We start from the raw sequence: 22,379 nt of genomic DNA on the forward strand, positions 1-22,379 counted from the left end.
CCGCCGAGGTCGCGCAGCTGGTGCGGCTGGAGGCCGGTCGCCCCGGGCTCCACCGGCACCTGCCGCAGCTCCACGTCGAAGTATCGGGCGAACTTCTCCCAGCACACCTGCACCGGCCCGCAGACCAGGTTCGGCCGCTCGGTCGACTGCCCCGCGGCCTGCCGGCGGTTGCGCCACCGCCACTTCAGGGCGAGACCGCAGAGCATGGCGGCGTCGCTGGAGCCGGTGGTGGAGCAGCCGACCGCGTTGATGCCGCCGGAGCCGGCCGGGGCGTGCCAGAGATCCGCGAGGGTGTTCACGCAGCGTGACTCGATCTCCGCGGTCTGCGGGTACTCGTCCTTGTCGACGATGTTCTTGTCGAGGCACAGGTCCATCAGTCGGCGGACCTCGTCGTCCATCCAGGTGGTGCAGAAGGTGGCGAGGTTCCGTGCGGCGTTGCCGTCCAGCAGCAGCTCGTTGCGCAGCAGCTGGAAGACCACCGGCGCAGGCGCGGGGAAGTCAGGCATGGCCCGCTTGGGCAGCGGGTGCTCGCTCAGCGGCGAGGCGAGGATGTCGACGGCCGCGTCGGCCGCCTGCTCCTGTGCGTTGTGCAGAGCCATCGAGGCACCTCACCTATGGGTCCACTGGTCCGCATGTGACACTACGGACCGATTCCTCAGGCGGCATGCGGACCTGCGCCATACCGGTTGCGTGGCATGGACGAAAGCGGATCGGCTTCGTCGACAGCCAGACCGAAGCCAGCGGCCGCGCCAGGGCGACCGCATCCGCTCCACGAACGCCCCGGCCGGGTCCGGGCCTTGGATCGGGCGGGCAGGGATGCGGCCGGGTGGAGGGCCTGGGCTCGGGGCGCGCGTTCGGGGTGGTGTTGTCGAGGACTTCCGGCACGATGGCGGTCAGGGTTTCCGGGTCCCATTTCCCCCTTCCCGAACGCGTGGACACCGGTCCCGACCACTGTGGCCGCCCTCGCCCGCCCGTTCGACGGCGACACCGAACCGCCTGAGCGGGGCGCAGCCCGGCCGTCAGGTCGGCATCCGGCTCCGCACATGACCGCCCGGACGGAACCTGGTCGAATGGCTGAATGTGGCGGCCCGGCAGGTCCTTCGTGTCGCGAGCGCCTTCGCACACTCGACGTCATATGACTGATGTGTCGGGCCGGTGGCCGAACGAACAGTGGAGGCATCAACGAGTCTCCGGGAAGGATCAGACGTGATCAACAGGCGTACCTTCACCAAGGTGGTCGGTCTCGGGGTGGGGGCCACGACCGTCTCGGTCGGCGCGGCATCGAACGCGTCCACCGCCTTCGCCGCCGGTTCCGATCGGCCCGGCCGCCCGGGCCCGGTCATCCCGGCTATCGCCCCGGGCACGCACACCACGTTCGCCGAGCTGAAGCGGGTCCAGGCTGGTGTGCTCGACATCGGCTACGCCGAGGTCGGGCCGAAGCACGGGCCCGTGGTCATCTGCCTGCACGGCTGGCCCTACGACATCCACAGTTTCGTCGACGTGGCGCCACTGCTGGCGGATGCCGGCTACCGGGTGATCGTGCCGTACCTGCGGGGCCACGGCACCACGAACTTCCTGTCTCCCACGACCGTCCGCACCGGGCAGCAGTCCGCGGTCGCCCTCGACGTCATCGCCCTGATGGACGCCCTGAAGATCCACAAGGCAGTGCTGGCCGGCTTCGACTGGGGCTCGCGGGCCGCCGGCACCGTCGCGGCGCTCTGGCCCGAGCGGGTCAAGGCCCTGGTGGCGGTGAGCGGATACCTCATCGTCAACATCCCCTCGCAGCATAACCCGCTGCCGCCGAAGGCCGAGCACACCTGGTGGTACCAGTACTACTTCGCCACCGACCGGGGCCGCCTCGCCATGGAGACCAAGCAGTACCGGCACGATCTGTGCCGGTTGGTGTGGGACGAGGTCTCCCCGACCTGGAAGTTCGACGACGCCACCTTCGAGCGCACCGCCGCGGCGTTCGAGAACCCCGACTACGCCGCCGTCGTGATCCACAACTACCGCTGGCGTCTGGGCCTGGCCGACGGAGAGCCTCGCTACAACCGCTACGAGCAGCTGCTCGCGGCCCGGCCGGCCATCACGGTGCCGACCATCGCCGTGGACCCCGCTCTCGACCCCTTCCTGCCCACGACCGACGGCACCGGGTACCGGAGGTTCTTCACCGGCCGGTACGAGCACCGCGTGCTCCCCGGCATCGGCCACAACGCGCCGCAGGAGGCGCCGGCGGCGTTCGCGCAGGCCGTGGTGGACGCCGACCACCTGTGACCGCGAGCGTGTCGACCACTTGGAGGTGCCGATATGAGTGATGCGAACACCCACGAGCAGGCAGCAGCGAACCGCGAGGCCCGATTCGGCGCGCCCTCGGAACGCGTCGCCTACGAGGACATGGTCGAAGAGAAGGCGGTGCTGCCGAGGTATCCGGCGGCGGACACCCTCGACCCCGACGCCCTGGCGATCAGGTTCTCCTGCCTGGCGGCGGATCCGGGTCTCTGAGCGCAGCGGGTCAGGCATGACCCGACACCGGATGATCGATGGGGGAGTGTTCGGTCCGTGCTCGAGTCTGAAGAGGTCGGTCGCCCGGCGTCCGGCCGGGGTCGCCGCGGCGGCTTTCAGGCCCGGACCACCTGGTAACTGCGCATCGCCCACGGCGTGTCGGACTGCGCCAGCGAGCCGGTGGCCCACGGGACGGCACCCGTGCAGCCCGGGCCGGAGTACAGCACCACGGAGGCGGTGCCGCCGGCGACCTGGACCGAACGGGCTGGAGCCGCCAAGGTGTGGCAGGTGCCGAGGTCGTCCAGGTCGACCGTGGTCGCCGTACCGCTGCCGCCGGTGCCGGCGTACAGGCGGGCGCCCGGCTGCAGCGGCGGCCAGCCGGCCGCGTTCGCCGACCCCGCGCCGAGACCGAGCAGGGCGGCGACGGCGGCCGCTGCGGCAGCCGAACCGCGGAGCACCGTCTTCGAGCTGAACATGGGGAACCACCTCTCTCCGTGGGTGTGCTGGTGACGCCGGTACGGCAGGCGGCCGGCCGAGGTCGGGCCGCTCCTGCCGTACCGGCGGGTCAGGTTCCCGGACCGGGCGTCCGGAACGCACGGGCATGCTCAATTGGGACGCCCAGTGGACGCCCAGTGGAGCTCAGTGGACGTAGAGCTCGTTGGAGCAGTACGTCCACCAGGGGCGGGGCGGCGTCCAGCCGAGGTACTTGGTGCCGCAGATCTTGATGCTCTTGATGCTGCCGATGTACTTCGTCGCGACGGACTTGCCCTGGTCCACCTCCAGCGGCGTCTTCACGTGGCCGAAGTCGTCGGTGGCCTGGACGGAGCCCTTGTAGTAGGTGCCGTCGCCGACGTAGATCCACACCCAGCCGTCGGAGCAGTTGTCCACCTGGACCTGGACGTTGCCGAAGCCGAAGTTCTTCGTGCAGCCGGCCGTGGCCGCGGCGCTCGCCGAGGCGGGGACGGCCGAGACGGTGGTCAGCGCGGCGACGGTGAGGCCCAGGGCGCCGACGGCCCTGGCCGGCTTGCCGAACGGGTTGTTCACGGTGATGACTCCTGCGATGCGGTACTTGCGATGTGCTGATGACGTGTCTGCTCGTGCAGCGCCTTCACAGTGCCGCCCCCGCCAGGGCCCCGGCGTCAGTCAAATGACTGCGATCCTCACCACCCGGCCGGCGCCACCTCCTCCCACCCCGTCCGTCGCGACCCGCCCCGCACTCGGTCAGTCCAGCAGCGCGGCCGCCACCCGCCGGACCAGGTCGCGGCGCCGCGCCGCGTCGTGGACGTCCACCACCATCAGCACCTCGGGGGCGATCGTGGGCCAGAGCATGGCGAGGTGGATCATCACCGCGAACAGCAGCCGAGCCTCGAACCGGTCCGACACCAGGCCTCTGCCCTGGGCGTCGGCGAGCACCCCGATGCGTCGGCGGACCTCGTCGAGGGCGCGGGCGTCGCAGGCCTCGGCGCCGCGCTCCATGTTCTGCCAGGTGATCAGTCGGGGGATCTCGGGGTGCTCGGCGTAGATGTCGCTCAGCCGGGCCGCGAACTCGGGGATGTCGTCGTCCCCGTCGAAGGGCAGGCTGTCGACGATCTGTTCCACTGCGGCGCTCCAGACCGCGTCGAACAGGCCCACCTTGCTCCGGTAGTAGTGGTAGATCTGCGCCTTGTTGCTCCGGGCCGCCGCCGCGATGCGGTCCACACGGGCACCGTGGAGCCCGTGGGCGGCGAACTCGGCCCGCCCGGCCGCGAGGAGTCTCTGCTTGGTGGCTTCGGCGTCGCGTTGCATGGGCAGACCTTAGCCGAGCACCGACTAACCGTTTGGTTGACAGTCAGTTCCTTGTCGGTGTCTAATCAACCAACCAGGTGGTTAGAAGCCGTACGGCCGTACGCGGCGCGGGCCTCCCGCCCTCCCACCCACCGCGGCCTTCGCAGACAACCTGCACGTTCGAGGGGGAGGGAACCGGGCCGTGGGATCAGTAGGGCCGATGCTCGGTCGGAACGGCGAGCGGGAGGACCTGGCCGCGTTCGCCCGGTCCGTGGAGGGCCGGACACTGCTCCTGCGGGGCGAGACCGGGGTCGGCAAGAGCACCCTGCTCGACTTCACCGCCGAACTGGCAGCCCGGGACGGGCGACTCGTGGTCCGGGCCACCGGGGTCGAGGCCGAGTCCGAACTGCCCTACGCCGGGCTGCACCAGCTGCTCTACCCGCTGCTGCCGCACACCGCCGCGCTGGACGACATCTCCCGCGCGGCCCTCAAAGCCGTGTTCGGCCGGGCCGGGGGCACCCCGCCGTCCCTGATGGCCCTGGGCATCGCGGCGCTCGGCCTGCTCTCCGCAGCGGCGGTCGAACAGCCGCTGTTCCTGGCCCTGGACGACGCCCAGTGGCTGGACGACTCCAGCGCGGCGGTCTGCGGGTTCATCGGCCGCCGGCTGACCGGCAGCCGGATGAAACTCCTGCTGGCCGTCCGCTCCGACATCGCCTCCCCCTTCGACACCGCCGCGCTGCCCGAACTGACGGTCGGCCCGCTCAACGAGGAGGACTCCGCCCTCCTGCTGGACGGCCACCACCCGTCACTGGACCGCCGGTTGCGCCGTGTCGTCCTCGACCAGGCCCAGGGCAACCCGCTCGCCCTGCTGGAACTGCCCGGCCACGTGGCCGGCCCGGCCTACGGCCAGCACCCGGCCGACCCGAGGTCCCTGCGCGGCGCCTCACCCTCCCGACGCCTCCAGCACCTCTACGGCACCCGGATCACCGGCCTGGCCGCCACCGTCCGGGCGGAGCTGCTCAAGGGCGCCCTCGACGGCGTCGCCGCCGGCTCCGGTGACGGCCCGGTGCCCGCGAACCGGTACCGGATGCGCGACGCCGACGAGGCCGTCGTCCGCGGCCTGCTGGTGATCGAGCCGTCCACCGGCGAATTCGCCTTCCGACACCCGCTGGTGCGCTCCAGCGTCGTCCAGCTGGCGACCCCCGCCGAGCGCCGCGAGGCGCACCGGACACTGGCGCAGCTGCACCGGGGGGACCTCGAACGCCGGGCCGCGCACCTCGCAGAAGCCACCCTGGACCCCGACGAGGAGGTTGCCCGGGTGCTGGAGGCCGCCGCCGAGTCCGCGACCCGACGCGGCGGCGCGCTCACCTCGGTGACCTGGCTGACCCGCGCCGCCGAACTCAGCGAACACCCGGCCGAGCGGTCCCGGCGGCTCGGCGACGCGGCGTTCATCGCGGGACACGCCGCCCGCCTCGGCCACGCCCGCCGCTTACTGCGGGCCGACCACGGGCCCGACGCCGACCGCTCCCCCGCCGCCGCGCTCGCCTCCGGCTACCAGGCCCTCTACCAGGACGGCGACGTGCGCTCCACCCACCGGCAGATCGCCGCCGTGGTCGAGCGGCTGGCCGAGCGGCGCGTCGCCGGCGACGGCCAGGACGCGGACGGCACCGACCGTACCGTCTCCGCGATCGCCGCCGAGGTGCTGGACCGGCTGCTCGCCCTGCTGCTCGCCACCAGCCAGTTCGCCGCCGACCGGGCCCTGTGGGAGCGCACCCACGCCCTGCTCGCCGCGCTCGGCGACCGGGTCGGCGAGCGGGCCCGGATCTACAGCGCCACCTGGAGCGACGTCGTCCGGCACGGAGCCGGCTGGACCGGCCCAGTGGAACGGGCCGCCGCCGACCTGCCGGGCCAGGAGCCGTGGGACGTCGCCCGGCTCGCCGTCTCCGCCTACCACCTGGACGTCCTCAGCCCGCTTCGCCCGCACCTCCAGCGCGTCGTCTCCCGCGAGCTGGAGACCGGCGCGGTCTCCACCGGCATGGTGATGCTGCACCTGATCATGCTCGACCAGATGGGCGCCGGTGAATGGGAGGCCGCCGAGCGCACCGGCGGGCGCGCCCTGCGGCACTCCGACGAGCACGGGCACGAGCTGTTCGCCCAGCAAACCAGGGCCTACCTGGCCCAGCTCGCCGCGATGCGCGGGCAGACGGCGCTCGCCCGCGAACTCCAGGGGGTGGTCGACGCCTGGGCCCGCCCGCGCGGCATCGGCTTCCTCACCCAGCTCGCCGACGCAGCCGGCGCCACGGCGGCGCTGAGCGACGGCGACTACGAGGGCGCCTACCTCCAGGCCATCGGCATCACCGCACCGGGCGCCTTCCAGCCCTACGCCCACCAGGCCTCCCGCACCCTGTTGGACCTGGTCGAGGCCGCCGTCCACACCGGGCGCACCGCACAAGCCCGGGCGCACGCGCAGGCCGCCCTGGACGCGAACCTGCCCGCCGTCTCGCCTCGGCTGGCGCTGGTCACCCACGGCGCCCTGGCGATGACCGCCGACAGCGAGCAGGATGCCTCCGAGGCCTACGCGCTGGCCGTGGACCACCCGGCGGCAGCGCGCTTCCCGTTCGAACTGGCCCGGATCCGGCTGGCGCACGGCAGCCGGATCCGCCGGGTCCAGGGCGCCACCACGGCACGGCAGTTCCTCACCCCGGCCGCCAACGCCTTCGAACGCCTCGGCGCGACCGCCTGGGCCGCCCGGGCCCGGGCCGAACTTCGGGTCAGCGGCGTCCCTGCCCGGCCGGCGGCGCGCACCACGAGCCCGCTGACCTGGCAGGAGCGCCGGATCGCCGAGCTGGCCGCCAGCGGCCTGACCAACAAGGAGATCGGCGAACGGACCAGGCTCTCGCCCCGCACCGTCAGCGCCCACCTCTACCGCGTCTTCCCCAAGCTGGGCATCACCACCAGAGCCGCCCTGCGCGACGCCCTCACCAGCCTGGACGAGGACGCCCCTGCCCCGAGTTCCGCGCTCGCGCAGCACTGCTGACCCTCCGCCCCGGCCAACGCGGGCGCGCCGAAGGCGTGGTGGCACCCGGCCGCGCGCGGTCGGGTGCCACCACGGGCGGGGCCGGCCAAGCGCCAGCGGTGGTTCCGCCGGGGAGCGGTCCCAGTCCTCGGCCCGTCGCTCAGCCGCGAGGGCCCGCACGCGTCAGCCCTGACTCTCCGCGTCGTGTGGACGGGCGCAAGCGGCGGGGCCGCCCGATCAGGAGGGCGGCCCCGCCGCTTGTCGTTCGTCGCCGACCGCACGCCGTCCGGGCTCCCTGCCGTCAGGACGTACTGCTCGGATCCGGAATGCCGCAGGCTCCCGGTCACGCACCCAGGAGACGGTACGCCTCGAACTCGGCCCAGATGGTCTTGCCCTGGGCGTGCGGCTCGGCGCCCCAGCGGTCGGCGATCCGCTGCACGATGAACAGGCCGTGGCCGCCGGGCAGTGCGGGGTGGTGCGGTTCCCGGGGAGCGGGCAGGTCGGTGCTGCGGTCGCTGATCTCGATCCGCAGCCGGTCCGGGGTGAGGTCGAGGACCAGTTCCAGCGGGCCGTCTCCGTGCAGCATGGCGTTGCCGACGAGTTCGGCGACCACCAGGACGATGTCCTCGGTGATCTCCGCGCCGGGCGCGGGGACGGACGCGCACCAGTCGCCCAGCGCACGGACGGTGTGGGCCCTCGCGCGCGCGACCGGCTTGGGGAGCCCGGCGAGGGGCAACCGTCTGCGCTGACCGCCGGCGGGCAGCACGAGCCCGCCCGGGAGCGGGTCACCGTCCAGGGTTCCCCGGCTCATCGACATCTAAGGGCACCCTTCCGCATCGACGACTCTCGCAGCTCGGTTTCCCGGCAGCTCCGGGATTATGCCTCTCCCCGTGCGCCGACCGGTAGCCGGGCGGGCCGCCCCGCCGCTCGGACAGCCCGGCGCTCGGGCGGTCAGGCGGTCAGGCGGTCAGGCGGTCAGGCGACCTGACGCTCGGGCGGTCCCGCGCTCACCCGGTCACGCGCACCCGGTCGGCGCCCAGGGCCTCCTCGACGGTCTCGTGGATCGTGAACACCGTTCGTGCACCGGTCAGTTCCAGCACCCGCAGCACCGTCGGCGCCACCGCCGCGAGCCGCAGGTGCAGCCCCTCCTTCTCGGCCGCGATGCGGGTCCGGAGCAGCAGGTTCAGCCCGGAGGAGTCGCAGAAGGCGACCTCCCTCAGGTCGATGACCAGTGCGGACGGGCGCCGCGCAACCAGCTCGGCGAGGTCCTCGGCGGCCGAGGCCAGCGTCTCGATGTCGAGGTCGCCGGCGAGCGCGCACACCGCCGCCCCGGCCTCCGTGGTGCGGCTGCGCACCACCAGGCCGGGCCTGGGTTCGGTCACCAGGGCCGCTTCGCCCTGGTCGTTGTCGGACGGCATCATCGTCGCCCCCTCCATTGTCCGTGCCTTCCGACCATACATAGGCCGGGTCGCTGCGCCGATCACGGCCCTCGGCGACCGTCAGTCGCCGACCAGCCCTTCCCGCAGCTTCCGCAGGGTGCGGCTCAGCAGCCGGGAGACGTGCATCTGGGAGAGCCCGAGGCGGGCCCCGATCTGGGACTGCGTCAGGTCCTCGCAGAAGCGCATGGACAGGATGAGCCGATCCCGCTCCGGCAGTGCGGCCACCAGCGGCTTGAGCGCCACCAGGTCCTCGACCCGGGACAGGCGCTGGTCCTCCCCGCCGAGGCGCTCGCCCAGCGCGCCGGGGCCGTCCTCGTCCTCCGAGCCGCCGAGGTCCAGCGAGCCCGCGGTGTGGCCGTTGGCCGCGGTCAGCCCCTCGACGACCTCCTCGACCGGCAGCGAGAGGTGCTCGGCGAGTTCGGCGGGCGTCGGGGCGCGGTCGAGTTCCTGCGACAGCTTCTCCTGGGCCCTGGCCAGGACGATACGCAGCTCCTGGAGCCGCCGGGGCACGTGCACCGCCCAGGTGGTGTCGCGGAAATGGCGCCGCAGTTCGCCGAGGACGGTCGGCATGGCGAAGGTGGTGAACTCCACGCCGAGGTCCGGGTCGAACCGGTCGATGGCCTTGACCAGGCCGACCGCGCCCACCTGGAGGAGGTCCTCCCTGGGCTCGCGGTGCGAGGTGAAGCGGCGGACCGCGAACTTCACGAGGGAGAGGTTCATCTCCACCAGAGTGTTGCGGACGTACGAGTACTCCCGCGTCCCCTCCTCCAGCGCAGCGAGGCGGCGCAGCAGGACGCGGGTGAGTTCCCGCGCGTCGGCCGGCGCCATCTCGCGCAGGTCCTCCCCCCGGGGCAGGTCGGCTGGCAGCAGCTCCCGTATCCTCCCGGCCGGGACGGTTGGGGCGGCGAGCAGTTCACCGGTGGGCGTGGGCATCCGAGTCCTTTCCCGCTACGGCACGACGGGGCCCTGCTACCCCGGAGCGCGAGATCGATGCAGCCGCACTTCGTGAAGGTTTCGCGAAGGTCACGTCGCACCAGATCCGCCGTCCGGAGCACCTCCTCCCGGGGAATGGCCTTGTCCCCGGCGGCCTGGACGCCGGGCTGGCCTCCATGACGGCGCGCACCGCACCCGGCCCACGACCGGATCCATCCGCCCGGGTTCGATGATGCCCACGACCGGATGCGGGTCCCGACCCGGCGTTCTACGGGGGCGACCTTCGATGGCCGGCCCGACCACGCCCGACGGCTCGCAGCACCGCCCGGCGCGCCCAGGCCGCGCCTCGGGCCCGAACACCCCCTCCCCCGGCATCGCGAGGAGCGGGAAGCCGGCCGAGCCGACCGCCCACTCCTCACCGTCAGCCCGGATGCGGCGGCCTACTCGTAGTAGCGACGCTCTTCGACCACCTCGTCGACGTCCACTCTGCGACCCACGCGCCGGCGCCGGAACACGTTGACGTAAGTGATCACTCCCAGCAGGCCGGCGGCCATGAGGATCCAGCCGACCGTGTGGACGTCGATGCCCTTCAGATGCCAGTCCGTCGCGAAGACCATGATGGCGCCGAGGGCGAACAACCCGATGCAGCCACCGATACCCATACTGTCTCACTCCTCGTCAGTCGGCTTGTCCCTCGACTGCCCCGGATCCGGGATCGGATGCCGGCGGCGACGAAACTCCCCGCGGACGCGCACCCCTGACGCGCACCGCGCACCCCTCAACGCCTCAATGCGCGCACCGCCAGGACGGCGACCAGGATCAGGACGGCGACGCTGATGCCGGCGAGCACGGGTGTCTCCCTTCGTGTCAGCGGCCCAGCGGCCGACAGGAGGGTCGCGCGGGCCGACCCGGTGCGACGCACGGGTCTCCTGGCTGCTGACCGCTGCGCGCCGTTCCATGCCGGCGCCCCGAGCGGGTGACGCCGCTCCCCGGGGCCGTCGACCGGCAACCACCCGCACGGGGAGAGCCGGCCCCAAGGTGTCGGCCGGGCGAAGCCTCGATCGTCCAAGGCTCCGCCCCGGCGCGTCGAACGCACCCGTACCGCGGGCCCGGCGGGCCCCGGGCGGTCAGGCATGCTCCACGCCGCCCGGGGCACCCGGCCGAGGGACGCCCGAACGCCCGACCGGACGTGGCGGGGGGGGAGGGCGCAGGAGGAACCGGGTGACTGCCGAGCGGGTAGCAGTCGGACCTCCGCCGACCCGGGCTGCGGCCGGAGCGGGCGGTGCGCCAGGCAGCGGAAGGTCAGGGGGCGACATGCTGGGTCAGTCACATGCGATCGGCGGGGCACTGCTCTACGCGGCCACCGCGCCGTTCCTGCCGGAGGCGGTGTTGGGCGCGCAGCCGCGGCCGAGCGAGGTGCTGGTCGGCACCCTGCTCTGCGCCGGGGCCGCGCTGCTGCCGGACCTCGACCACCACGACGCCACGCCCGCGCACCTGCTCGGTCCGCTGTCGAGGGGCCTGTGCCGTCTGGTGGGCCGGCTGTGCGGGGGCCACCGGCATGCGACGCACTCGCTGCTGTTCGTCGCGCTCACCGGGTGGGGCACCCGGATGGGCGTCATCCACCTCGGCGGCGGCTTCACCCTCGGTCTCACCTTCGTGCTCTTCGCCCTCGCGGCGCGGGCCCTGCACCTCCACCCACCGGGGCACGGGCCGACCGCGTGGATCACCTCCGTCGGTCTGGCCGGTGTCGGGACGGCGACGGTGGCCGCCTGGTTCACCTGCATCGACTTCTGGCTGCCCTACACCGTCTGCCTGGGCACGCTGAGCCACCTGCTCGGCGACTGCCTGACCCGCCGGGGCGCGCCCCTGCTCTGGCCCTACCGCAGGCGCTTCGAACTCGTGCTGGTCAGGCGGACCGGAGGGAAGGTGGAGTCCCGGCTCCTCGTCCCCTTGATGACCGTCGCCACGTTCGCGGCCCTGTGGTTCTCGGCCTTCGCCCCGCGTCTGGCTTCCGGTTGAGCCGAGAAGTGTGACCGGTCTGACAGACATGGCGCGGCACGGACGGGTTACCGGCTGGGGGTGGAGATTGCCGGTGTGGACGTGGTGGCGCGCGGAGCGGGTGTGCGCGGGCCCCGAGGTGCGGTGTTCGAGAACCTGGACGTGAGTGTGGATCCCGGCGGACTGCTGGTGGTCCACGGGCCGGGCGGCTCGGGCCGGACGACGGTGCTGCTCGCGCTCGCGGGGCGGATGCGGCTGGACGGCGGCACGGTTCGGGTGGGCGGTGAAGTCCTGCCCCCGAACGGCCGCCGGGTGAGAGAGCTGGTGGCCGTGGCCCGTGCAGAGCCCGCCATCGGGCTGGACCCGGACCTGCGGGTGCGGGAGCTGGTGGCCGAGCGCCGGTGGTTGAGCCGCCGGCTGAGCAGGGCGCAGGTCGCCGAGGCCTTCGCGGCCCTGGACCTCGACGTGGACCACAGGGCGCTGGTGCGCGACCTGCCCCCGGCGGAAGCGTTGGGCGTGGCCGTCGCGCTCGCCCTGGCCACGCGTCCCGCCGTGATCGTCGCGGACGACGTGGACCGCGGGTGTCCGGCGGACGATCGCACGCGGGTCTGGCGGCTCCTCGACCGGGCCCGCCGGGTGGGCTGCACCGTCCTGGCGGGCGCCCTCGACCCTCCGGCAGCCGGCGGCGGCCTCGGCCCGGCGCCCGTACTGGTGGCCCTGCCCCGGCGGAGCCGACCGCCCGAGGAACGGGGACCGGACGGACCGGATGGACGGGACGGACCGGACGGACCGGACGCCTCGGACGGACCGGACGCCTCGGACGGCTCGGACGCCTCGGATGAGGACGCGCGGCAGGAGCACGAACGGCGGGGGCCGGACGGCGGGCCGGACGGCTCGCCCCAGCGGAAGGAGGGGGCCGCATGACGGCGATCAGGCTCGCGGTGCTGGAACTGCGCAGCTTCCGGGGCCCGCTGAGGCGGTTCGTCCCCCTGGTGCTGTGTCTGGTTCCTCTGCTGTACGGCGCCATGTACCTGTGGGCGAACTGGGATCCCTACGGGAAGACGGGGCACATCCCCGTGGCGGTGGTCGACGAGGACCTGCCGGCCCAGACCCGGCAGGGGCAGCAGGTGGACGCGGGCGCGCAGGTCGTGACGGAGCTCAAAGCCTCACGGGAGTTCGACTGGGCGTTCGTCGACGAGGCCACGGCCCGCACCGGCCTGGAGCGCGGGCGCTACTCCTTCACGGTTCACATCCCCGCGGACTTCAGCGCCCGCCTGGCCACCGGTCCCGACGCACAGCCCGAACAGGCCAGGATCCACATCCGGCTCAACGACGCGAACAACTACATCGCGGGCGTCATGACGGAGGTCGTCCAGGCGAAGCTGCAGGAGCAGGTCAACGCCGCTGCGCACGGGGCCTACGTCCGCGGCGTCTACGGCCGGTTGGCGGACGTCAGCGGAAAGCTGGACACCGCGGCGCGGGCGGCGCAGGGACTCGTGAACGCCACCACCGTCGCCCAGCAGGGGAGTTCCGCCGCCGTCGGCGCCGGCGCCACGCTGCAGGCCGGGTCCGCCCAGCTCGCCGACGGCGCCCGGAAGCTCAGCCAGGCCACGAGCCAGGTGCACGCGGCGGCCGCCGCCCTCGATGAGGCCGCCCCGCAGCTGGACTCGGCCACCGGCACCCTGGTCGGCGCGGCCGCCCTCGTCTCCCAGGGCGTGGACGCCGTCCACATCGCCACGTCAACGGTGAAGGAGGGAACCGCCAAGGCGGCTGCCGGTCTGGACCGCCTGGCCCAGGCACACCCGGGGCTGAGCGATGACCCCTTGTTCCAGCGCGTCAGGCAGGACGCTTCGGCGGCCGACACCACCGCCGGCCAGATCGAGGGCCAGGCCGCGACCGCCGGCGGAAACGCCCGCGCGGCGCTCCAGCAGGCCGCCAACCTCCAGAAGGCAGTGGCAGCCGCCCAGCAGTCCGCCCGGAACGCCCGGACGCCCCTGGCGCTGGTCGACTCCGGCGCCCAGAGCATCGCCGCAGGGACCTCCACGGTGTCCACGGGCCTGTCCGCCCTCCAGCAGGGTTCCGGAGCGCTGAAGACGGCCGCCGACCAGGCCAACACCGGTGCCACCACGCTGGCGAACCTCATCGACGACGGCCGGAAGCAGGTCCCCGTCCTGGACGCCGGTCAACTGAGCCATGCCTCCCAGGTGCTGGGGACGCCCGTCGAGATCGACCGGTCGAACCTTCATCCCGCCGGCGTCTACGGCCGCGGGCTCGCGCCGTTCTTCTTCGGCGTCGCCCTGTGGGTGTTCGGACTCTTCGCCTACCTCTTCCTGCGACCGGTCAACACCAGGGCGCTGGCCGCCCGCACCCGGGCCTCCACCCTCGCCGTGGCGGGCTGGCTCCCGGCCGCCGCGCTGGGCGCGCTCGGAGCCCTGATCCTCTACGGCGTGGTCAGCGCGGGTCTCGGACTGCACGCAGTGGCTCCTTGGAAGACCGTTCTGCTCCTCCTGGTCGGTGCGGCCGCGTTCGTCGCCATCGACCACTGCCTGCGGACCGCGTTCGGCACCGCGGGTGACGTCCTGTCACTGATTTTGCTGATCCTGCAGCTCACGGCGTCCGGCGGCCTGTACCCGATGCAGACCACCCCGGCGCCGTTCCAGGCGGTCCACGCCTTCCTGCCGATGACCTACCTGGTCGACGGCCTCCGCGTGACGATCAGCGGTGGCCTCGCCTCCCACCTCACCCGGGACATCGCCCTCCTGGTGGGCTTCGGCGTCCTGTTCCTGTGCCTCACGTCGCTCGTCCTGCGCCGTCGGCGCGTGTGGACGGTCGCCCGTCTCCACCCCGACCTGGAGCTGTGACGAACGGTCAGGATGGTAAGGAGGGCAGCTGCGCCGCACCGTCCATCTCGGTCACGGCCGGGCCCCGGCTTCGGCGGCGGCCCGGCAATCCGCAGGAATCCCAGCGCAGCGGGGAGTCCCGGCCTTCAGTACAGGCCGGTCAGCGTCGCCGTTGACCACCGGCCGGCAGGGCCGCGGGGGGTCCGGCGTCATCGAGGGGCAGCGAGCGCCTCGTCGACCGAGGGATGGAGGGAGAAGACCGTGTCGGCCCCCGTGATGCCCAGCAGTCTCGTGATCGCCCGCGACGGTGCTGCGAGGCGGAACGGGATTCCGGCCGCGGTTGCGTTCATGCGTGTCTTCAGCAGCAGGTTCAGGCCTGAGGAGTCGCAGAAACCGAGGTGCTCGAGGTCGGCCACCAACAGAGGGGGAGATGCGGCGACCGCCTCCTGCAGCGCAGTGCGGGCCTCGGCGAGGTTCTCGAGGTCCAGATCGCCCGTGAAGCTGCACACGGCCGCCTCGTTCGCGGTGCGCCACACCCGAACGGTGAGACCCGCGGCGGACGTGGGCTCCGGCGGTGCGGCAACGGTCTTGTCCTGGGCTGGCAACGTCCCCTCCAACGAAGATGTTTCATGACCCTATGCATGCCGCCCCTGGGCAGCCAAATCGCGGAGGCACCACGCGTCGTGCACCAGGAGCACTCGTCGCTCCGGAGGCCGTTCAGCCTGCGTTCCGGCCGTCCCGCGACTTCTCCGGGGTCGCGAGGGCGTTCGCCGGGACCTCCGTCGCCGGGTGTTCGACGTGCCGCTAGAGGTGCTCGCCGAGGGTGGTGCCCGCCGGAGCGCCCGGGAGGACGTAGGCCACGGCGGACGCGGTGTGTTCGAGGAAGGGGTTGAGGGCGTCCCGGGCGGCGAGACGGTTCTGGACGCGCGTGAACTGGGCGGGGTCGCGCATGAAGGCGCAGAAGAGCAGCCCGCGGTCGCCGGGGCCGTCGTCGTAGCTGTAGCCGCGGCGGAGCATCCGGGATCCGCCGTCGAGGCGGGGACTGGTCAGGCGGACGTGCGCGGTGACGGGGATGACGTAGGAGCCGTCCGGCCGCTTGGCGTAGATGTCCGGGTCGTCGTGCTCGGCGGTGCCCGTCAGCGGGGAGCCGTCGCCCCTGCGCCGGCCCATCGCGAGGTTCTGCCCGTCCTCGGGGAGGGCGGCGAACGCGGCGGTGTCCATGCGGATCCGCCGGTAGACCAGGACGGTGCCGTTCTCGTGCGGGCCCGGCGGGCCCCACACCCACTGCCGGGCGGTCGCCTCGTCGGGGTTGGCGGTGCCGTCCTTGAAGCCGAACAGGTTGCGGGGCGTGGCGCCGGCGTCCACGGGCGGCAGGAAGCCGGACTGGGCCCAGCGCGGCACGGCGCCGGCCGCCCGGGCGGCGGTCGTCACGAGTTCGCCGACGACGGCGAGCGTCCAGCGGTCCTCGGCGCACAACTGGACCACCAGGTCACCGCCGCTGCGGGCCGGGTCGAGGCGGTCGCCCGGGAACGGCGGCAGGTCGGCCAGTCCGGCGGGGACGGCGAGGTCCAGCCGGGCGGCGAGCTCGGGGCCGACACCGACCAGGGAGGTGAGCCGGGCGGTGCCGGCGTCCTGCAGGCGCGGGTCGGGTGACGGCCCGGTCACCGCGCTCGACAGCGTGCGCGTCCACGCGGCGAGGAGGGTGCGCAGGATCTCCCGGTCCGCGGCGGCGGAGGTTTGCGGAAGGCCGAAGGCGAGCAGCTGGGTCGCCGCGGGCTGCGGGAACGTCACCCCCGTCTGCCGGAGACCGTGGAAGGGGAGCGCGGCCTGCGGGGGCGGCGCGCCGGTGGCGTCCGTGCGGCCGGACGGACGCCCGCCGTCCGCCAGTTCGGCGGCTGCCGCGCCGACGCCGGCGGCGAGCACCGCCCCGGCGGCCAGTAGCGCCCGTCGCCGCCCGACACCGGCCGCGGAGGATCCGCTCGACGGTTGTGCGTTTTCCGGTTCGGTGGGCATGCGGCCCATTGGAGACGATAGAACACGTACCATGCAAATCACGCCTCCTGATCGCCCGTTGACGACCGCACCCGTCCGCCCCACGAAACCCCGGGCGGTGCTGGGACGCCTGCTGGTCCTGGCCCTCCCGCTCGCCGTGGCGGCCACCGGGTGCTCCTCGACGGGGTCGGCGTCGGGCGACGCCGAGCATCCGGCCGGGAGCGTGGTCCGCGTACCGGAGGACGTCCCCACCGTCCAGAAGGCGGTGGACGTCGCGCGTGAGGGCGAGACGGTGCTGATCGGCCCCGGCACGTACCGCGAGAGCGTGCGGGTCACCAAGCGCAACCTCGTGGTGCGCGGGACGGACCGCAACGCCGTGTTGTTCGACGGCGGACTCCGCCTGGCCAACGGCATCACCGTCACCGGCCCCGGCTCCGTGGTGGAGAACCTCACCGTCCACGGGTACCTGGCCAACGGCGTCCTCTTCACCGGCGTCACCGACGAGAAGCTGCAGCAGCGCGGCGCCGGCGGCTCGGCCTACGACCCGCTGGACACCGCCCGCTTCCCGCCCGTCCAGGGCTTCCGGGCGACGCGGGTGACGGCCTACAACAACGGCCTGTACGGCATCTACGCCTTCGACGCGCGCAGCGGCGTGATCGAGGACTCCTACGCCTCCGGGCACGCAGACTCCGGGATCTACGTCGGCCAGTGCAAGCCCTGCGACACCGTGGTGCGCGGCAACACCGTGGAACGCAACGCGGTCGGCGTCGAGCTGACCAACGCCTCGGACGGTCTGTCGATCCTCGGCAACCGGGCGGTCGGCAACCGCGTGGGCGTCACGGTGAACTCCAACGATCTGGAGGCGCTGGCCCCGCAGCACGGTGCCGTGATCGCGGGCAACGTGGTCGCCGACAACAACGCCGCCGACACGCCCGAACAGGCGGACGGTGGCTTCGGCATCGGCATCGGGATCGGCGGCGGGACCGCCAACCGGGTGGAGCGCAACCTCGTCCGCGGCAACCGCGCGGCCGGGGTGGTGGTCACCGATCCGCCCGGGCACCCGGCGGGCGGCAACCGCGTCGAGGGCAACCTGGTGGACGGCAACGGGGCCGATCTCGTCCTGGCATCGGTCGACACCGGCAACTGCTTCAGCGGCAACCGGCCGACCGTGCAGAGCCCCGAGGGTCTGGAGACCGCGGCGGGCTGCGGCGGCCCGGGGCACGGCCCGCTCGGCGCCGGCCGCACCGCTCCCGTCCAGGCTCCGCCGGGTGTCCCGTTCAGCCAGGTGCCGGCTCCGCCCGCCCAGCCGTCGCTGCCCGACCCGTCGGCCCCCGGACGGCCGGCGACCGACCTGCCGGGGACCGTGGACCCGGGTTCCTACCCGCTGCCGGCGGACGCCGGACCGCTCCCGGACCGACCGGCGTGAGGGCGCCCGTCCGTCCGGTCCGTCGCCGGGCCGGACGGACGGGCCCGGCCACTGCGGGTGCCGGGAGCCGACGCGGGAGGTCGGTTCCGGGGTCGGCACCCGGAGCCGTCCCTGAGGCGTCGGGTGTCAGCCGGTGAGCCACGGCGCCTCGGGGAACTTCGCCGACCCGTCGTGGCCGCCGAAGTCCAGCGTGGCCGGCGTGCCCAGACCGGGCATCTGCATCGTGACCCGCCGCAGCGTGCCGTCGCCGTCGACCCAGTAGGTCAGCGGTGACCGCGCGCCGTCCGCTGCGGCGCCCTGGGCCCGCGGACCGGCGAACCGGTCGTGGTCGCGGCCGTCGATCCGGTCGCGGCCGAGCCGGCGTGCCCCGGACTGGGCGAGCAGCAACGGGTTGTCGGGCCGGTCCGCGCCCAGCTCGACCAGCAGCCGGAGCCCTGCGTCCAGGGGGTCCGCGGTGTACGCGCGCGGCGACCAGCCCTGGCGGGGGACGCGCTCGGCCTGCTCCCAGGCCGGGCCGTCGGTACCGGCCGGTTCGGGGGCGAGCCCGAGGCCGCCGGCGTCCCAGACGACGAGTCCGTGGTCGAGCGGGCCGCTCGCCCCGGTGACCCGGTAGCGGCCCACGCCCCGGCGGGCGCGGTAGTCCACGATTCCCTCGACCCGGACGTCGACGCCCCCGCCCTCGGCGGCGGCGAGCGTCACTGTGATCGGGCTGGCCTGGTACAGGTTCAGGCGTGACAGGGCCAGCCGGGAGGCCTCCTCGACGGTCACCGGTCGCTCCCCGGCCTCTTCGGTGACGGCCCGGTAGGCGGCGAGGCCACCCGTCGCCGTCGCGCACACCACGAGCGCGATCAGCGCTCGGAGCCGGAGGGTCCGACCACGGGCCCCGCGCGGGGCTGCCGTCGTCTTCCGGGCCATGCGATCGCCTTCTCTCGTCGGTCGGTCACGACGGTCGGGCGGGCCCGCGGACCTCGGGTCCGCCGGCCCGCCCGACCGCTACCGGTACTCGGGCACCGGCCCTTGCCCGGACCCGGGTGGGCCCGGCAAGGGGGTGCTTCCTGCTACTGCTGTCGCGCCCTGCGTCGGCGGGCCACCAGCACGAGCGCCGCACCGAGAACGGTCAGCGTGCTCGCGCCGGCCACCATCACCGGGATGCCCGGGCCCGCGCCGGTGCTAGGCAGGTGCGACCCAGGGGCGGGAGCCGGAACGGCCGGCGGCACCACCGGGGGCGGCATCGTCGGGACCGGCGCCGCCGGGGCAGGGCTGGTCGGGTCCGGCGTCGGCTGCCCGGTCGGCGTCGGCGAGGGGCTACCGGTGGGCGACGGGGTCCCGGTGGGGGTCGGCGTCGGGAGCAGGCGGTTGACCGCCGTCACCTCGACACCGGCGTCGAGGTTGTCGGCGTTCAGCACCAGCGGCCCGAACACCGTCACCTCGGGCGTGGCGTAGCCCTCCGGCGGGCTCGACTCCTGCCAGTAGTACGTCCCCGCCGCACCGCTGCCCCGGCAGGTGCCGTCAGCCCCGGTGGTGCACGGTTCGCCGACCGCCGTGTCGGGCTTGTCACCGCTGGTCTGCAGCCCGCTCGTCCCGTTCGTCTCCTTCCACAGCCGGAACTTCGCGCCGGCCAGCGGCTTGCCGTCCTGGTCGTGCTTGACCAGGCGCAGCGCGCCCTCCTTCTGCCGGAACCCGAAGTCGTAGGTGTGGTCGTTCTCGCCCGGTCCGCCGGTGGTGAGGGCCCGTTCCGCGTACGTGCCGCCCGCCGGGACGACGCCCTTGGAGTCGACGAAGCGGTTGTCGCCGACGTCCGCGTCGGTCGGCACCCACTGGTACAGCGGTCCGCCCTTCGCGTAGTCGGCCGGATCGTCGAGCCGTACGGTGTACTTCGTGTGAGGCTTGAGGCCGCCGGTGACGTTGGAGTCGTCGAAGTAGTACTCGCCGCCCTCCGTCGTCTTCGTGGTGCCGACGACCTTCCCGGCCTCGTCGTAGAGGTTCACGGTCGCGCCCGGCACCGGCTTCTGGCCCGGGCTCTGGATGCCCCTGCGCTCCGGGTCGTACCAGACCCGGTTGCCGATCTGCAGCGGTGCCTGGTCGCAGAGCACCTCCAGGTCGCCCATCGAGGCACCCTTGCCGAACGGTGCGCTGTCCACCCCGGGCGGGTTGAGCCGCAGGCCGAACTTCGGGTCCTGCTTGCCGTTCCGCTGGAGGAACGACGTGCCGTAACCGAGGGCGGTGTGATTGGGGTCGAAGGCGGAGACCGCGATGGTGTTCTCCGCCTTGGAGAGGGCCATGCCGGCGAACGCCGTGTTGTGGTGGCCACCCCAGCTAGTGTCGAAGAAGCGGGTGCCCCGGGTGGTCAGTCCGCAACCGTTGTTGGTGTCCATCACGTACGTGCCGTTCGCCGGGCACGCCTTGTTCAGGTCACCGCCCGACATGACGACGGAGGCCGAACCCGGCGTCGGACCGGCCGGTGCACGGTCGCCGAAGCGGTCGCGGAAGGCCAGGAGCATCGAGCCGTCGGACTCGAAGGCGATCTCACCCAGCTCCGGTTCGGGTTGGGCGATGGTGGAGGCGCCGCACGGCTTGCCGTTCTGCGAGGTCGGGTAGGTGCTGGTCCACGGGAACCAGCCCGCCCCGTCGCACGGTCCCCCACCGACCGTCGACTCGCGCGGGTAGTCCAGCGGCTGGTCCAGCACCGCCTTGCCGAAAGCGCCGGTGGTCAGGTCGAACGGCAGCACCACCGCGCGCAGGTCGGACGTCCTGCCGGTGGACTCGCCCGAGCAGACACCGCCCAGGTAGCCGGTGCCGTCCTGGAGGCCCAGGCCGAACGGGCGCCAGTCCCCGGAGGCCGGGCAGCCCGGGTCCGGGATCGGGTAGGCGGCCGTCGGCGAGGGGGCCGTCGGCACGGTGGCGTTGTAGCGGTAGAGCTTGCGGTCGTTGAGGTTGACGACGAAGAGGTCCTTGCCGTCGTCGGTGACCTTGATGCCGCCGAGGCTCTCCTTGCCCGGGACCGCCAGGAACGCGTCGTCGGTGCCGCCGCCGTGGACGGTGGAACCGGCGTCCGGGACGGTGGTGAACAGCGTGGTGCGCTTCTGGGCGAGGTCGGTGACGTAGATCGCGCCCGCACCGCCCGGACCGTAGTCCGTGGTCCGCTTGGCCACGGCGGAGGAGAACACCCGCCGGTCCGCCCGGTTCCACGCGATGCCGAAGAGCGTCCCGGTCTCCGCGTTCGTCGCGATGTCCGTGACCTTCACGTCCACGCCGTCCTGGCCGCGCGCGCTGTACGGGAAGGACACCAGCGTCCGCTGCGGTCCGCCGTCGCGGATGGCGGGCTGGCAGGTCGTCACCAGCGGCGCGTTCCTCTGGCAGTAGTCACCGGGATTCCACAGCCCGGTGGTGTACGTCACCTCCTTGCCGCCGGAGAGGTCGACGAACTCCTCGTTACTGCTCAGCTTGTTGGGAGCCCCGGCCAGCCCCTGACGTGAGGCGAAGGCCGGGAAGAGCGTACCCGGCTTCGGATTCACCACCTGGACGCGGTACTTGCCGCCGGTCAGCTTGGCCGCGGCCGGCGCCAGCGCCACCGTGCCGTCCGCCGCCGTGGTGCCCGTCATACTCGTGCCGGCGTCGTCCGTGAGCGTCACCTTCACGCCCGCCATGCCCGGCTCCAGCCCGGGCGTCCACACTCCGTCCGTGTCCACGGCCCGCACCACGCGGACCGTCACCGTCCCGTCGCCCGTCTGCGGGAACGCCGCCGGTGCCGCCACCAGCGAGCAGGCACCGATCCCCACGGCCAGCGCCAGCGCGCCGCCCACGGTGCGCCCGCCGAGCGCACCCGGTCGGCGCCGATCCGGGCCGCGCGCGGCACCGGTTGCTTCTCCGAATGTCGTAGTCATCCCTGCTCTCATCGTCCGGTTGGGCCTTCCGCCCGGCCTCGTGGAGTTCGTGAGTGGCGGAACGCCGCCATTGTTAATGGGAGCCTAAAGGGGCTCCGCACAAGTTCGCAGCAGAACCGGAACGTTGCCCCTCAATCAGGGATTCGTCGGCGAAGGGTCACGCCTACCGGGGCGGGCGCACACGCACTATGCAGTCCAACTCTCCTTCACACAAGGCAACTTCTGCCACAGACCGCACTCCTTGAACCCGGTCGGGCGGACGCGGCGAGACCCGGTGCAGGCCGGCCGCCCCGCGCCGGAAGGCGGCGCCCCGGCGGATCCGGGTCCGATCGGAACCCGCCCTCCGCCCTCCACTCGGAACGGATCGGACACTTGCTCGACACACCGTCTGCACGTCCGTCAGGCCCTGAAGCACCGGCGGGTTGACCAGCGGGGCCGCGTCTCCCAGCAGGTCGCCCGCCAGAGCGGCACCCCGATCGCACCTGTCGAGGAGACCACCGAGGCCGGCGCCACACCGAGCGCGCGCCCGCCAGAGCGGGTGCGCGGAGGGAGATCGGCGACGGCCGGGGGTCGGGCGCTGGACGA

At 73.3% G+C, this 22,379-nt stretch carries 18 protein-coding genes and 1 pseudogene; 7 read left to right on the top strand and 12 right to left on the bottom strand.

Annotation, left to right across the window (positions count from 1 at the left end):
• Positions 1-11: 11 nt before the first annotated feature.
• Positions 12-599 (bottom strand): annotated as a pseudogene (locus tag MCM47_RS29085) (pyridoxal-dependent decarboxylase); the annotation flags it as partial.
• A 607-nt stretch (positions 600-1,206) separates the two neighbouring features.
• Between MCM47_RS29085 and MCM47_RS29090 the strand changes: the two are divergent.
• Positions 1,207-2,274: an alpha/beta fold hydrolase gene (locus tag MCM47_RS29090; protein WP_238864654.1), complete on the top strand. Its 1,068-nt coding sequence runs from the start codon at positions 1,207-1,209 to the stop codon at positions 2,272-2,274.
• Between the two features lie 33 nt (positions 2,275-2,307).
• Entirely contained in the window at positions 2,308-2,502 is a 195-nt protein-coding gene (locus MCM47_RS29095) for a hypothetical protein (protein WP_238864655.1), read from the top strand.
• 116 nt (positions 2,503-2,618) lie between these two features.
• On the opposite strand, the gene MCM47_RS29100 is transcribed toward MCM47_RS29095, so the two are convergent.
• The 3 genes from MCM47_RS29100 to MCM47_RS29110 all read right to left on the bottom strand — a co-directional run bounded on the left by MCM47_RS29100 (position 2,619) and on the right by MCM47_RS29110 (position 4,287).
• The gene (locus MCM47_RS29100; protein WP_238864656.1) at positions 2,619-2,978 is read right to left on the bottom strand and encodes a hypothetical protein; all 360 of its coding nucleotides are present in this window, start codon (positions 2,976-2,978) and stop codon (positions 2,619-2,621) included.
• Positions 2,979-3,141: 163 nt separating this feature from the next.
• Positions 3,142-3,546: a hypothetical protein gene (locus MCM47_RS29105; protein WP_238864657.1), complete on the bottom strand. Its 405-nt coding sequence runs from the start codon at positions 3,544-3,546 to the stop codon at positions 3,142-3,144.
• Positions 3,547-3,723: 177 nt separating this feature from the next.
• On the bottom strand, positions 3,724-4,287 hold the full coding sequence (locus MCM47_RS29110; RefSeq protein ID WP_238864658.1) for a TetR family transcriptional regulator: 564 nt from the start codon (positions 4,285-4,287) through the stop codon (positions 3,724-3,726).
• Between the two features lie 199 nt (positions 4,288-4,486).
• Here MCM47_RS29110 and MCM47_RS29115 point away from each other — a divergent pair, with 199 nt between their 5' ends.
• The gene (locus MCM47_RS29115) at positions 4,487-7,303 is read left to right on the top strand and encodes a helix-turn-helix transcriptional regulator (protein ID WP_238864659.1); all 2,817 of its coding nucleotides are present in this window, start codon (positions 4,487-4,489) and stop codon (positions 7,301-7,303) included.
• Between the two features lie 322 nt (positions 7,304-7,625).
• Here MCM47_RS29115 and MCM47_RS29120 read toward each other — a convergent pair whose 3' ends face one another.
• From MCM47_RS29120 to MCM47_RS29135, 4 genes are all read right to left on the bottom strand, one after another.
• Complete coding sequence (locus tag MCM47_RS29120; protein ID WP_238864660.1) at positions 7,626-8,099, bottom strand: ATP-binding protein; 474 nt, start codon at positions 8,097-8,099, stop codon at positions 7,626-7,628.
• Positions 8,100-8,289: 190 nt separating this feature from the next.
• The gene (locus MCM47_RS29125; protein ID WP_238864661.1) at positions 8,290-8,703 is read right to left on the bottom strand and encodes an STAS domain-containing protein; all 414 of its coding nucleotides are present in this window, start codon (positions 8,701-8,703) and stop codon (positions 8,290-8,292) included.
• Positions 8,704-8,781: 78 nt separating this feature from the next.
• Positions 8,782-9,654, bottom strand: a complete 873-nt coding sequence (locus MCM47_RS29130; RefSeq protein ID WP_238864662.1) for an RNA polymerase sigma factor SigF — start codon at positions 9,652-9,654, stop codon at positions 8,782-8,784.
• 440 nt (positions 9,655-10,094) lie between these two features.
• A complete protein-coding gene (locus MCM47_RS29135; RefSeq protein WP_238864663.1) occupies positions 10,095-10,316 on the bottom strand; it encodes a DUF6458 family protein in 222 nt (73 codons plus the stop codon).
• A gap of 652 nt (positions 10,317-10,968) precedes the next feature.
• On the opposite strand from MCM47_RS29135, the gene MCM47_RS29140 reads away from it, so the two are divergent.
• Genes MCM47_RS29140 through MCM47_RS29150 form a run of 3 tightly spaced genes read left to right on the top strand, consistent with a single transcriptional unit; the run spans position 10,969 to position 14,513 of the window.
• The gene (locus MCM47_RS29140) at positions 10,969-11,673 is read left to right on the top strand and encodes a metal-dependent hydrolase (protein ID WP_238864664.1); all 705 of its coding nucleotides are present in this window, start codon (positions 10,969-10,971) and stop codon (positions 11,671-11,673) included.
• Positions 11,674-11,733: 60 nt separating this feature from the next.
• Positions 11,734-12,576, top strand: a complete 843-nt coding sequence (locus MCM47_RS29145; protein WP_238864665.1) for an ATP-binding cassette domain-containing protein — start codon at positions 11,734-11,736, stop codon at positions 12,574-12,576.
• Positions 12,573-14,513: a YhgE/Pip family protein gene (locus tag MCM47_RS29150; RefSeq protein WP_238864666.1), complete on the top strand. Its 1,941-nt coding sequence runs from the start codon at positions 12,573-12,575 to the stop codon at positions 14,511-14,513. Before MCM47_RS29145 ends, MCM47_RS29150 begins: the two co-directional genes overlap by 4 nt.
• 188 nt (positions 14,514-14,701) lie before the next feature.
• Here MCM47_RS29150 and MCM47_RS29155 read toward each other — a convergent pair whose 3' ends face one another.
• Positions 14,702-15,097, bottom strand: coding sequence for an STAS domain-containing protein (locus MCM47_RS29155; protein ID WP_238864667.1), 396 nt, complete (start codon positions 15,095-15,097; stop codon positions 14,702-14,704).
• A 199-nt stretch (positions 15,098-15,296) separates the two neighbouring features.
• Entirely contained in the window at positions 15,297-16,505 is a 1,209-nt protein-coding gene (locus MCM47_RS29160; RefSeq protein WP_238864668.1) for a Dyp-type peroxidase, read from the bottom strand.
• A gap of 58 nt (positions 16,506-16,563) precedes the next feature.
• On the opposite strand from MCM47_RS29160, the gene MCM47_RS29165 reads away from it, so the two are divergent.
• A complete protein-coding gene (locus MCM47_RS29165; protein ID WP_238864669.1) occupies positions 16,564-17,910 on the top strand; it encodes a nitrous oxide reductase family maturation protein NosD in 1,347 nt (448 codons plus the stop codon).
• 126 nt (positions 17,911-18,036) lie between these two features.
• Here the strand turns inward: MCM47_RS29165 and MCM47_RS29170 are convergent, their stop codons facing one another.
• Positions 18,037-18,825, bottom strand: coding sequence for a hypothetical protein (locus tag MCM47_RS29170; RefSeq protein ID WP_238864670.1), 789 nt, complete (start codon positions 18,823-18,825; stop codon positions 18,037-18,039).
• A 143-nt stretch (positions 18,826-18,968) separates the two neighbouring features.
• Positions 18,969-21,794, bottom strand: coding sequence for an SdrD B-like domain-containing protein (locus tag MCM47_RS29175; RefSeq protein WP_238864671.1), 2,826 nt, complete (start codon positions 21,792-21,794; stop codon positions 18,969-18,971).
• Between the last annotated feature and the right edge of the window lie 585 nt (positions 21,795-22,379).

It is taken from the genome of Kitasatospora sp. A2-31 (genome assembly GCF_022288725.1).
Classification (GTDB): Bacteria; Actinomycetota; Actinomycetes; order Streptomycetales; family Streptomycetaceae; genus Kitasatospora.